A 12444-nucleotide genomic window follows, 5' to 3' on the forward strand; every position below is an offset into this window, starting at 1 on the left:
GGGGCCGAAAGCCGAGTCACACACTCATGCGCGGCGGCACTCCTCGCCGTGAGGCAGCTCGTGGCCTTGCTTTGCCGTGGAGGGAGAAGCGCTCGCGGAGCAACTGGATGAAATGGCTCAGTGGAGCGGGGCGCTGGCGGGATGCGCGGGTGACGGCGCTCCAGCGGCGTCTGATTCCCCGAGGGGTGAGCCGGACGGTCCGCAGTCCATGGCGCTGGTCCGGCAGCATCCATTGAGGCAGTGCCGTCACGCCGATACCGCCACGCACCAGCTCGATCAGCGCCTCGGTGAGGGGGACGGGGGATACCCGGTGCGGCTCGATGCCCGCGGGCCAGAGCACGCGCGTGAAGACATCGAGCTGCTCCCGAGGCGCGGCATAGGTGAGCAGGTGCTCCCTCACCAGGTCCTCCGCCGTGACATGTTCCCGCCGCGCCAGCGCGTGGTCCTCGGGGACCACCAGCATGAGTTCGTCCTCGAAGAGCGCGGTCTGTGCCAGACGGGCCTGCGGCGGGACGTCGGTGGTCAAGGCGAGATCCAGCTCGCCATTCAGCAGCGCCCCAAGAGGCTGACGCGTGGCCTCCAGGACGATGCGCAGCTCGACGCGTGGGTGCTCGGCCTGCCACCGCCCCAGGATGGGCGGCAGCCAGCCATACACCGTGTAGCAGCCCGTGCTGAGCCGGAGCAGGTCGTCCTGCGGGTGCGCACGGCAGACCGCCTCGGCCTGGGCCACCTCGCTCAGGACCCGCCGTGCGGAGAGGAGCAGCTTCTCGCCTGAGCCGGTCAGGAGCAGGCGGCGCTGGCGGCGCTGGAAGAGTTGCACGCCCAGGCGCTCCTCGGCATCACGGAGTTGATGGCTCAGTGCCGAGGACGTGAGGTGAAGCTGCCGGCTCGCCGCGGCCAGGCTTCCAGTGTCGGCGACCGCGGCAATCAGCTTGAAGTGACGGAGCTCGAGCATGCCGGTCAGCTTCACATGAGCCCGGTTCAGCATCATCGCGAAATCGTTTCGCTGCGCTCATGGAATGGGTCCCCTTAACGTGGGTGTCCCAGCGCCAGGAGCACGGACGGATGACCCGGTCAGACAGCTTCCCGAGGATTCAGAGCCTTGCCGTACCCCCATGGTCGTCCGTGCGGATCGACGACATTGAACCGGTCGTCGTCGGCCCCGGCTGCCTTCGGAGGGACTTGCCAGGTCCTCGCGACGTGAGGGTCTGGGTCGTGGACATGGCTCCCGGGAGTCAGTGGCCCTGGGTGGACGTCCACGACACCGGCGAGGAGGTCCTCGTGGTGAGCGGTGAGCTCATCGAGGGGGAGCAGCGCCTGGGGCCGGGCTCATACCTGGTCTTCCCGCCGGCAAGCCGTCATCAGCCGCGGACCGAGACCGGCGTGCGCCTCTTCGGCATCAACCTCGTGGCCTCCCCGGGGGCCCGGTGAGCCAGGACGCCCTGACTTCCTTCTCCCCATTCCGGATGGAACCCTCGAACACGGAGGAACGGGGCAAGAGGGCCCGGCCTTCGGGGACGGGCCGTCGGGACTTCCTGCGTGCGGCGGTGGCGCTCTCCGCGGGCGCGGTCCTGCTTCCTCCTGGGACGGGCCGTGCGACGAAGCCTGCCGACAGCGCCGCGCTTCGCGCCCAGCGGTTGGCCTGGGCCGGAGTGCGGCTGCGGCTTGGACAGGACACGCTCTTCCTGGACCCGTTGAGCGACCCCTCCGTGTGGGGGGCCGCGCTGAAGGACCCGCTCGTCCCGTTGGACGTGAGCGACGGGGGCCGCTTCGTCCTGGTGACGCATCGCCATCCCGACCACTTCGACCGGGTGGCCGTCCGTCAGGCGCTGGGGGACAGCGGGACGCTGGTGTGCGCCCCGGACATGGCCGCGGCGGCTTCCGCGTCGGGATTCCGCGTGCGGTCCGCCCCGCTCTACGAGCCCCTCTTGCTCAATGACTTCACCGCCACCGCCGTTCCCGCGGTGGATGGCTATGGGGATCCCCAGGTTTCGTGGATCGTCTCCGGTGGAGGCCGCCGCATCATCCACTGCGGCGACACGCTGTGGCATGGCTCCTGGTGGCACATCGGGCGACAGTTCGGCCCCTTCGATGCGGCATTCCTGCCTATCAACGGGGCGCGCTTCGGCTGGCGCAAGCCCGTGAGCGACGTGCATGCCGTCCTGACGCCGGAGCAGGCGGTGGCCGCGGCCGTGGTGTTGGGAGCAAAGCTCCTCGTGCCCATCCACTACGGCCTCGCTGCCTCCGAGGACTACCAGGAGGTCCCGGACGCGGAGGCGCTGCTTCTGGCCGCCGCGCGCACGCGGAAGGTGAACGTGGAGTTGGCACGTCCGGGGGAGTGGCTGACCTGGCGGGCCCGGACCTGACACGAACCTCGAGGCCGGGGCGTGCCCTTGTTGACTCCGAATTCTGGGTAGACCGTCCGACGATATGAATGACGCAACACGAGGCGTTGGGGGCGCCGGACGTGAGTGATAGGAGATGAGGCGGCCCCCAACACGGCCCACACAAACTCAATGAAAATCCTCCTCCTGACTCCGCTCCTGCTGAGCGTTGCTTGCATTCAATCCGCCCCGGCCAAGGAGGCCGAGACGGCAAGTCGGACCGACCGCGTCCTGACGCATGAACAGATCGGACATCCCTACCAGAAAAACTCACCGCTGCCGTACAGGACAGTGTCCCTCACGTTCGACGATGGTCCGGATATCGACCGCGCCGATGGCGGCAACACCAGCGTGATGATCGCGGAGTACCTTCAGCAGCAGGGGATTCGCGCGACGTTCTTCGTCAATGGCTGTCGGATTGACGGGATTAGCGACGGCGTGTGCTTCGACCGTCCCGACTTCCCCGGACGAGTCGTCGCGCTGGGCCACCGCGTCGCCAATCACACCTATTTCCATGAGGACCTGCCGAGCCACGATCCGAGCGATGGCGGTGCACCGGGGGCCCAGGCGGCCACGATTCACAATACCCAGGTCCTTCTTGATCCCCACATCAGCGACGGCATGTATTTCTTCCGAGCGCCCGGCGACAAGTGGGGGCAGGATCCTCACAACGGCGTCAATGCTTGCGACGGGTCGGCGGCGGTCGCGAACTACCTCCGGAATGATCCACTGCTGTCCAAGATGGCCGGCCCGTTCTGTTTTGACTGGGATGCCCACGACTGGGCTTGCGCGGAGCTGGGCGGGACGCCCGCGGCGTGTGCCGACAGCTACATCTATGAAGGTGAGAAGCCGTATGTCACCAACCCTGATGCAGGCACCGTGGCGGGCCCCCGGGAGCGGGGCATCTTGCAGTTGCACGACGCAAGCCCGGTAGAGGGCCTCGCCGGAACGACCTGGTCCTACGACCTCGTGGTGTCCCTGGTCACCAAGCTGAAGGCCAGGTCGGGAACCCCGTATGTCTTCGTCCCGCTCGACGCGATTCCGGGCGTCCGGGGAACGCTCAGCTTCCCGTCACCGACCAACTGGACGACGACCTACCTGTCCGACGCGGACCTGTGGAACACCGACATCGGTTACCACGGCACCGTCCGACTGGGAGACATCAACGGGGATGGCCGGGCCGATGTCTGCGGTCGAGGCAGCGCGGGCCTCCGCTGCGCCCTGTCGAACGCCGACGGCTCCATGGGGACGGAGGCGCTGTGGCTCTCCATCGTGTCGGACACCCTGGGCTACAAGCCGAGAGAGTACAGCACGACCTTCCAGCTCGCGGACATCGACAACGATGGCAAGGTGGATGCCTGCATTCGCGGAGTCGACGGCTACCTCTGCTTCAAGGCGCTCACAGGGGGCTTCCAGACCTCGGCCTGGCCCTCGACGTCGTTCTCGAATGCGAATGGCTGGAACGCCGCGGAGGCGCGCTACGGCTCGATTCGCGTCGGGGACGTCGATGGGGACGGATACGGGGACATCTGTGGCAGGGACGCGAACGGCAAGATCGTCTGTAGCCTCTTCAACGGGACGACCTTCGCGGCGGCGGCGGAGTGGAGTTCGGCATTCACCGCGTCGTCCTGGTCGCAGCCGGAGTACGCCACCACCTTCCAACTCGCGAAGGTGAACAACGACAACCTCGCCGACCTCTGCGTCCGGGGTCCTGACGGAATCTTGTGCGCGTTGTCGACGGGCAGCGGCTTCGGCACGCCGTCCCTCTGGACGCAGATGGCCTTCGATGACGCGTCGGGGTGGGCCACGAGCCCGTCGCGCTACAAGTCCATCAAGCTGGGCGATGTGGATGGGGACGGCTACGCGGACGTGTGCGGCCGGCACTCGACGGGAATCGTCTGCGCCTTCTCCACGGGCACTTCCTTCAGGAACTACCGCTACGTCCTCAACACGAACTTCGGAGATGCCGCCAACTGGTCGGGCGAGGAGTACGGCGCGACGCTCGCGCTGGGCGACGTCAATGGAGACAGCTACGCGGACGTGTGCGCGCGTGCCGCGGCGGGGCTGACCTGCATGCCCGCCACCACCCGGCTCGCGGAGTTCGATCCGGTGCTGAAGGTGGGGTACTGCTCGACAGTGGGTACGGCTTGTGACTCCGGGAGCTTCTACGAGGGGCGCGGAGGGGTGCACCCGGAAGCCAACCAGCCGAACACCCTGCAAGGCACCTGCGCGGATGGCGCCTCCGGCGACTACCTCTCCCATCCCTCCATCGAGCGGGTTCGGGTCACCACGGTCGACAACCCTGTCATCACGCCGCGGGTGGACCGAGAGCTCGCGGTGGGCGAGAGCGTGCGTGTCGAGGTCAGCGCGTATGCCTCGTCGGCGGGAGAGCAACTGGAGATCTTCCGCGCGGCGAATGCCTCGAGCCCTACCTGGGTGAGCCTGGGCACGACGACGCTGTCCAGCGCCGGGTACGCGTGGGTGACGAAGACCTATACGCTCCCGTCAGGCACCACGCAGGCCGTCCGGGCGGTCCTCCGTCCCTCCACCCTGTCGGGCGCATGCCCCGGCGGCAGCACCACGGACGTGGACGACCTCGCCTTCCATGTGAAGTGAATCGCTGAGCCCCCAGGGCGCCCGGAGGCCGAGCATCGTCTCGACTCCGGGCGCTCTTCACATGGGCCTGTGGCTACCGGAAATTCGGGTCCAGTGGGAGTCGCCCCGTTCCGTGGCGCTCCCGCCGAGACATCCTGTTCGAGTCTCTCTGCGGAGGGTTGCGAAAAGCAAGAAGGCCCTGCCGGGTTAACAGCGCCTGACAAGTGTCAGGACAGAGCCGCCGCAGCTCTGCCAGAAGACGACGGGGACGAGTTCGCGGAGCATGCGCTCAAGCTCGGGACGACACTTGTCGCAAACCAGCCCGATCCGCGCTTTCGTCAGGTGTTGTTATATCGACTTAAGTTGCAGTCCGCCCGTAGAGGCGCTTCCAGCGACGCACACGAGCGAGTCTGAAATCACCCGCTTGCATTTTAAGCGGCTTATCCGGTTTTCTGTTGCCGATGCTGTATTGGGATGACACTTTGCGCGCCAGCAGGGCCGGTGCAAGCGCATTGAGCCGTCACCGGGTCCGCAGTCGAGCATCAGCGTGAGGGCTCTTCAATCGCGTGCCGACTTCATCTGTCTTTGGAACGCAACACCTACGCGGAGGGTGTATGAACAGGACGCATGGGAATTCGAGGCTCACGGTGGAATCCACTCCGGCACGTGCGACACGTTGCCGTTCCGTCTCGCGCGCGATGAAGGCAGCCTTGCTCGGATGGAGCGCCTTCTTTGCCGTCGGGTGCTGGAGCAATGAGGATGCCGGGGAGGCTCAGCCCGAATTCTCCGATGAGTCGGTGCAGGAGACCACCAGCCAGCTCGTCACCCAGTTTGATGTCGCTCACTACGTCATCCCGAGCTGCAGTGCGGCTGTCGGCTACGCCACCAAGGACTCGAACGGTGGGGTTGGGATCTTTCGCTACATCCCGATGGGCACGCTCAATGGAGCGGCGCGGTTCGTCTACGTCAAGAATCCAGACGGGAAGGACTTCGAGGAGTTCACCGCGGATGGGAGCTACATTCGCCTTTGGACGGACTCGTCCTTCGCGTACCTGAACCCCCAGGACAACACCGACTACTGTGATGAGCAGTGCGGCGGGCAGGGAGTCCCAACGGATTGCAAGCGCCAGTGGTAGGGCACTCAGGGCGATTACGCCTACCAGGCCCCTCGCGACGCAGCCAATACCAGCCTGGGGGGACCGCGCATCCCGCGGTTTATTCCGCTCGACAACCAGGTGCGCACCTATAGTTTCGTCAGCCACATTCGTTCCAAACACGAGAACAACTGCACTGACTGCGACTCCTGGCACGAGGGAGACAATCAGGGCAACACCATCACCGTGCAGCATCTCGACTCGGTCACGAGCCCGGCACCCTTGAACAAGAAGTTCACGGACGTCATCAAGATGTCGATCACCGCGGGTCCCGGCGCTGGTGAGACCTACTACTACGCCCGCGGCATGGGCTGGGTGGGGTATCAATCTGGCGGTTTCTGGAACTGGGTGACGGGCAGATCCAGTGCCACGCCGGTTCCGTCGCTGAGCTGCCTCAACTACTCGCAGGGCTCGTTCTGTAGCGCGATTCCCAACGCGGACGAGTCTGCGCCCTGCAGCGTCTGGGACGGCGACGTCAGCGGGTGCGACGCCCATGGGATTTCCGACTCCAACAAGGCCAACGACACCCAGAACTGCGCCTACTACTTCTGCTCCAACAGTTGCAGGCCCCAGGGCACCTCCAACTGTGAGGCCGGCTGTTCCGCGTACTGCAATAGCGCTGACAGCGAGACCTTCGCTTGCAGGACATGGGACGGCAACGTGAGCGGGTGCGACGCCCATGGGATTTCCGACCCCAACAAGGCCAACGACACCCAGAACTGCGCCTACTACTTCTGCTCCAACAGTTGTAGGCCCCAGGGCACCTCCAACTGCGAGGCCGGTTGCTACAGCTATTGTTTCTGAGGTGACGGAGGGAAGGCGGTCGGAGCCCTCCGTGCGTCAAAAAGGTCTGTGGCCGCATCGGGTCCGGCGTTTGTCCGACCATGGTGTCTAGCCAACTCTCCTCTAAAAGTGGGCATCTTGAAACAGGGCTGCATTGAGGAGCGGCAGGAAATGCGCTTCGGTTCGTAGTTCCACTCTGGCCCGGTCCGTGGTTTTGGGCCCAGCCGACCCCAGAACGAAGGCCCCGCGACGTTCATCGCGAGGCCCGTGGAAAAGCAAAAAGGCCCTGCCGGATGAGGGCAGGGCCTTCTTTTTTGCTCCCCGAACTCAGAGCGACGGGCGTCTCAGCGCGCGCGCCGGTAGTGCATGGCGACCGCGCCGCAGCGGAGCGGCTTCGCCGAGACCAGCTCGAGCCGTCGCGTGCTGGGCAGCCCGCTCTGGTACAGGGTCGGGCCGTGGCCGGCGATCCTGGGGTGGACGAGGAACTTGTACTCGTCAATCAGATCCAGCCGGTCCAGCTCGGTTGCGAGCTTGCCGCTACCGAGGAGCACGCCGGCCGGGGTCGCGTCCTTGAGCTGCTGCACGCCCGTGCGCAGGTCGCCTGCGATGTGGTGGCTGTTGGTCCACGGGAAGTCCTTTCGCGTCGACGACACCACGTACTTCGGCTTGGCCTCCAGCTTGACCGCCCACTCGCGAAGCGCCGGCGGTGCCTCCTCGTCGCCGCGGGCGACCGCCGGCCAGTAGCTCTCCATCATCTCGTAGGTGACGCGGCCCCATAGCATCGCCCCGCCCTCGTCCATGAGGCGGGTGAATAAGGCGTGTGTCTCGTCGTCGGCGATTCCCTCCTGGTGGTCGACGCAGCCGTCCAGGGTGACGTTGATGCTGAAGGTCAAGAGTCCCATGCGGCGAGTCTAAGCCATACACTCCTGGCGATGGAACGGCACGCCGTCGCGGAACTTGTCGCTGAGGTGGGCTTGATCCGCTTCAGTCGTGGCGCGGCTTTGACGCGCGCATGATGCCGCCCTCGAATTCTGGGTGGGCACAGGGCGCCTACCGAAGCTGTTCGATCAGCGAAACGCGTCGGCGTGCTGCACGACCCAGCGGTCGAAGGAGAGCGGCCTTCGTCCGAGGACGCGCTCCACTCCTTCGTTGACGAGCGCCATCCGCCCTTCGCGGATCGCGCGCCAGATGTCGACGAGCGCCGCAGCGTACGGGCCTCTGCCAACGCCCGCCTGGGCCTCCTCATCGGAGAGCGGCTCGAAGCGAACCGTCTTTCCGAGGGTGGCGCCGATCCGGGTGGCCATCTCGCCGTAGCTCAGCGCCTCCGGCCCCGTAATCACCAAAGACTCCCCGACGTACTCGCGCGTCGTCAGGGCGCTGGTGACCACCTCGGCGATGTCGTCCGGATGGATGAAGGCTATCTTCCCCTCGCCCGCGGAGGAACGGAGCACGCCCTCGGAGGCGATCGAATCGGCCCAGCCGAGCGCGTTCGACATGAACGCCGCCGACCGGATGAACGTGAACGAGAGGCCGCTCTCTCGAACGGCGGTCTCGCCGCGCGCATGCCATGGGCCGGTCCCCACGCCCGTGCTCACGTCCAGCGTCGAGAGCTTGACCAGGTGCTTTACCCCGGCAGCCCTGGCGGCGAGCGCGAACGCGCGATCCCGGACACCGAGCTTGGGACCGCTGCTCAGGAGAAACACTGCATCGATCCCGGCGAGGGCGGCGGAGAGAGAGGCGCGCGAACCGGCCAGATCGCCGACCCGGACTTCGACGCGCTTCCCGAAAAGCGCTCGCGCCTTTTTCGCGTCGCGCACGAACACGCACGGGATATCGCCCCGTGCAAGGAGGCACCGGGTTACCCCCGAGCCGATGTTACCGGTCGCGCCCGTGACCAGATACTTCATCGCGCCCTCGCGCCGGCCCAGCCGCGCACGACTTCGAGCGCTATTCTCTTTTGCCCCTCCTGCGTGAAGTGAAGGCCGTCCTCCATGAGCAGCTCCTGCGGGGGTGGCAGGCCGAGCCTCGCGAACAGGTTGATCGCGGGCTCGTCGAAGGCGGCAATGACCTCGGCGACGCGGGCGATGTCCTCGTTGCGGAAGCGAACCCCGAAGCGGGACAACCCCCAATGCTTCGACACGCGATCTTCGAGCACCGGGGGAGGAGTTACCCACAGACACTGCGCCTTCGTCTCCCGGGAGACGCGCTTGCGGAGCTCCGCGAGGTTGCGCGCCGTCTCTTCGGGCGCGACGAGCGTCTTGCTCGGCGTCGGGCCTTGTGTTCGAGCGTCGTTCATTCCGATGAAGAACAAGATCCAGTCTGGATTCCTCGCGATGACCCCGCCGATTCGAATCAGGCCGTGCGTTGTCGTCTCACCGGCGACGGCGCTGACGTCGATCGAGATTCCATCCGCGGGACGGCGCGCGGCCAACATCTCGTTCAGGATCACTGCCCACGACTGCGGATCAGAGGTGTGGCTATCGCCGAATGCGAGAACCCTTGCCCCGGGCCGCAAGGGAAGGCGGTCCACCATCGCGCCCACCGAGGGATCCGCGAGCAGCTCGCGCGCGGCCTCCTTCGCGCCTGCCCGCAGGCGCCCGAGCTCGGCGGAGTAGGCGTCCGGAGCGAGGCCGAGCAGCGCCGCACGCATCGGCTCGGTGAGTGCCGCAGCCCCGGGAAGCGATGCCACGGTTTGCTCTGGCTGAAGCACCTTCATGAGCCAGCGCGTCTGTTCGGTCGACCATGTCATGCGCAACGAGATACCGGACGGGACGAGCACGCACTAGTATGCCAATCGGAAACGGACTCTTATCATGCGTGCAAAAATAGACCTGGACCTCAACGACGTCGCTCTGCTCGTGCGAGTGGTGCAACGGCGGAGCTTCTCTGCCGCTGCTCGTGAGCGCGGGGTTCCCGTCTCGACGGTGAGCCGCCGCATCGCCCGGCTCGAGTCGGCGCTCGGCCTGCGGCTCCTCGAGCGCACGACGAGGACGCTTCGCCTGACGGACGCGGGGCGTAAGTACTTCGACCATGCCGAACGCGCGATGGACGACCTCGCGCAAGGCACCGGGCGGGTTCGCGAACTCCAGGATGAACCTCGCGGCCGCGTTCGCATCGCCGCGCCGACCGCCTTCGGAGCCGCCGTCGCCAACGTGGTCTACCTGTACCTCGCCAAGCACCCGGGGGTGTCGATCGACCTGGAGATCGACGGACGTCGCCCCGACCCCGACAGCGGCTTCGACATCGCGATCATGACGGAAAAATTGAACGACACCGACGACTTCGTTGCGCGCGAGGTCCGCCCAATGACCAGAAAGTTGCTGTTCGCGAGCCCGCATTACCTGAAGGAGCACGGCACGCCTCGCGGAGTCGAGGAGCTCGCCGTTCATGACTGCATCGCGACGCGCGCCACGGACGGCCACGCAACGTGGACGCTCGCCCAAGGTCGCACGAAGCGACGTTTCACCTTCGCGCCGCGCCTCTACGTGAGCGAGTTCTCCGCTGCCTATCGCGCGGTGCTCGCGGGTGTCGGCATCGCGATGCTCCCCGAGTCGCTGTGCGCCCAGGATGTGAACAAGAGGCACATGGCTCGAGTCCTGGAAGGCTGGGAAGGGGAGGCTGCCGGTGTCTATCTGCTCTACCGCGCCCATCGGTCGCTGACGGCGGCGGTGCGTACCTGCATCGACCACCTGCTTGCGGAGCTTCCCGCCACTCAGCTGGTCCGCAGCGCTCGCGAGACCTGACCGGGAGTTGCTCGTGAAAACCGTCTCCCCGTCGCTGCGTGCAGCTCTTCGCGCCCCCAGAAGCTCGCGCGGACGAGGTGGTCGAGGCCGCGGATCGGCTCGGCAACCGTGGTTCGGGCTCCTCGCCGCCAGCGGGCTCGTGATGCTGTTGCTCGGAGAAGGAGGCGCCCCATTCGGCGCTCGTTGCGAGCCTGCGCTCCGTTGGTCAACAGCCAGGACAGTTGATCACCGGGTACCTGCTGCGACGTTTGGAATGCTGTTGGGATTTGTGGTTGTGAGTCACCGGGACAGGCGAATCCTCCACGAAGCCCACGCTCGGCGCCTGTTGCGCGAGTCCCAGCGCTACTCCAACGCGAGCCGGACGCACCTGTCGCTCGGGAAAGATGCGCCCGAGACGCGTGAGGTGCAGGGCCCGGAGCACGGAGCCAAGGTGATAGAGCTGCGGGGAGTTTTCGGGCTCCACCACCGGTACGAGCGCCGCGCTGCGTAGAGTCTCGGTCCTTCCAACAACACCCTCGTTGACCCGCGCGTGCTGCACCAGCCTACCTGTGTTCGCAGGAAGGGTGGGGAGTGTCCACACGCAGGTAGAGAGGTGTTGAGGCGTTTGCGCCGGGCGTAATTCCGACGCCAATCAAACGGAAGGGAGGACCCAGCGGCTCGTCATGCGCATCGCTCACGTCATGACGCGCGTTTTGACACAGCCTTGACGCGCTCATGACGCAGCGACTGAATTTTGGGTAGGCACAACCCGCTTACCCGACGGCTGTTGTCAGGGGGCTACGGTCGCGGCGGCGCTCGGTGGGACGTGGGCCTCCACCCAGCTCACGATGTCTCCGACGACCTTGGCCGCGTCGGGCTCGTGCGCGAGGTCGTGGCGCTGGCCCTCGTAGATGATGAGGCGCTTGTCGGTGCTCGTGGCCTGTGCCACCAGGGCGCGGCTGCCATCGATGGAGGTGATGACGTCCTCGCCCCCGTGCACCACCAGCAGTGGGAGCTTCAGGTCCTGGAACTTCCCCTCGAGCGCTTCGATGGCCGCGATGAGCGCCTTGGCGGAGCGCGCGGGCAGCTTCTCGTGGGTGATGAGGGGATCCGTGAGGAACCGCTCCTTCTCCGGGCCGTCGTGCAGGAACATCTGGCTGTCCAGGTCTTGCGCGGGCAGGCCGGGGAGGATGGTGCCGAAGATCTTCGCCAGGCGCGTGTCGAAGCCGGACACTCCGGGAGGGAGCACGATGCCCGCGCCGCTCAGGATGAGCCCCGACACACCGGGGGCGTGCTGGAGCACGTAGTGCGTGGCGATGAGTCCGCCCATGCTGTGGCCGAACACCACCACCGGCACGTCCGGGTGTCTCGCGCGGGCATCCTGGACGACGCCATCCACGTCATCCACCAACTGCTGCATCGACTCCATGCTCTGGCGGTCCCCGCCGGAATGCCCGTGGCCCCGGTGGTCCTGCGCGACGACGGCGAACCCCTGGGCCTGGAGCGCCTCCGCGAGCCGGCCGTAGCGGTCGGAGTAGTCCCGCAGGCCGTGGATGAGGACCACCACGCCGCGCACGGGCGGACGGGCGGGCTCCCACCGGACGCTGCTCAGGCACATGCCGTCAGAGGCGGTCCGCTCAAAGCCGGGGGACGTGGCGAGACGCGTGCGGCACGCGGTGGAGGCCGCGCAGCCCTGCAACAGGACGAGCGCGGCCAGGGCGGTGAAGAAGGGGACGACGGGGAAGGGCTTGTTCATGGGGCCCAATGCACCATGCGGTGTTCCGGCCCACATCGGCCAGATGGCGG

Annotated in this window: 11 protein-coding genes; 6 read left to right on the forward strand and 5 right to left on the reverse strand. The window is 66.5% G+C overall.

Annotated elements, in window-relative coordinates:
* Window positions 1-16: 16 nt before the first annotated feature.
* Window positions 17-955, reverse strand: a complete 939-nt coding sequence (locus D7Y04_RS09200; RefSeq protein WP_233601327.1) for a LysR substrate-binding domain-containing protein — start codon at window positions 953-955, stop codon at window positions 17-19.
* A 110-nt stretch (window positions 956-1065) separates the two neighbouring features.
* Here D7Y04_RS09200 and D7Y04_RS46365 point away from each other — a divergent pair, with 110 nt between their 5' ends.
* The 5 genes from D7Y04_RS46365 (at window position 1066) to D7Y04_RS09225 (ending at window position 6937) form a co-directional block, all read left to right on the forward strand.
* Window positions 1066-1431: a cupin domain-containing protein gene (locus D7Y04_RS46365; protein ID WP_255428377.1), complete on the forward strand. Its 366-nt coding sequence runs from the start codon at window positions 1066-1068 to the stop codon at window positions 1429-1431.
* Window positions 1432-1466: 35 nt separating this feature from the next.
* A complete protein-coding gene (locus tag D7Y04_RS09210) occupies window positions 1467-2366 on the forward strand; it encodes an MBL fold metallo-hydrolase (RefSeq protein ID WP_121758976.1) in 900 nt (299 codons plus the stop codon).
* Window positions 2367-2516: 150 nt separating this feature from the next.
* Entirely contained in the window at window positions 2517-5000 is a 2484-nt protein-coding gene (locus tag D7Y04_RS09215; RefSeq protein WP_121758977.1) for an FG-GAP-like repeat-containing protein, read from the forward strand.
* A 689-nt stretch (window positions 5001-5689) separates the two neighbouring features.
* Window positions 5690-6115: a hypothetical protein gene (locus D7Y04_RS09220; RefSeq protein ID WP_121758978.1), complete on the forward strand. Its 426-nt coding sequence runs from the start codon at window positions 5690-5692 to the stop codon at window positions 6113-6115.
* 240 nt (window positions 6116-6355) lie between these two features.
* Window positions 6356-6937: a hypothetical protein gene (locus D7Y04_RS09225; protein WP_147477070.1), complete on the forward strand. Its 582-nt coding sequence runs from the start codon at window positions 6356-6358 to the stop codon at window positions 6935-6937.
* A 323-nt stretch (window positions 6938-7260) separates the two neighbouring features.
* On the opposite strand, the gene D7Y04_RS09230 is transcribed toward D7Y04_RS09225, so the two are convergent.
* The 3 genes from D7Y04_RS09230 to D7Y04_RS09240 all read right to left on the reverse strand — a co-directional run bounded on the left by D7Y04_RS09230 (window position 7261) and on the right by D7Y04_RS09240 (window position 9695).
* Window positions 7261-7818 (reverse strand): dihydrofolate reductase family protein, encoded by a 558-nt coding sequence (locus tag D7Y04_RS09230; protein ID WP_120599088.1) that lies wholly within the window; start codon window positions 7816-7818, stop codon window positions 7261-7263.
* Window positions 7819-7983: 165 nt separating this feature from the next.
* The gene (locus D7Y04_RS09235) at window positions 7984-8823 is read right to left on the reverse strand and encodes an NAD(P)H-binding protein (RefSeq protein ID WP_121758980.1); all 840 of its coding nucleotides are present in this window, start codon (window positions 8821-8823) and stop codon (window positions 7984-7986) included.
* On the reverse strand, window positions 8820-9695 hold the full coding sequence (locus D7Y04_RS09240; RefSeq protein ID WP_233601329.1) for an SGNH/GDSL hydrolase family protein: 876 nt from the start codon (window positions 9693-9695) through the stop codon (window positions 8820-8822). The genes D7Y04_RS09235 and D7Y04_RS09240 overlap by 4 nt, the downstream gene beginning before the upstream one ends.
* A gap of 34 nt (window positions 9696-9729) precedes the next feature.
* Between D7Y04_RS09240 and D7Y04_RS09245 the strand changes: the two genes are divergently transcribed.
* Window positions 9730-10659 (forward strand): LysR family transcriptional regulator, encoded by a 930-nt coding sequence (locus D7Y04_RS09245; RefSeq protein ID WP_121758981.1) that lies wholly within the window; start codon window positions 9730-9732, stop codon window positions 10657-10659.
* A gap of 769 nt (window positions 10660-11428) precedes the next feature.
* Here D7Y04_RS09245 and D7Y04_RS09255 read toward each other — a convergent pair.
* Complete coding sequence (locus D7Y04_RS09255) at window positions 11429-12394, reverse strand: alpha/beta hydrolase (RefSeq protein WP_158627472.1); 966 nt, start codon at window positions 12392-12394, stop codon at window positions 11429-11431.
* Window positions 12395-12444 lie beyond the last annotated feature (50 nt).

The organism is Corallococcus sp. AB038B (assembly GCF_003668955.1).
GTDB classification, from domain to species: Bacteria; Myxococcota; Myxococcia; order Myxococcales; family Myxococcaceae; genus Corallococcus; species Corallococcus exiguus.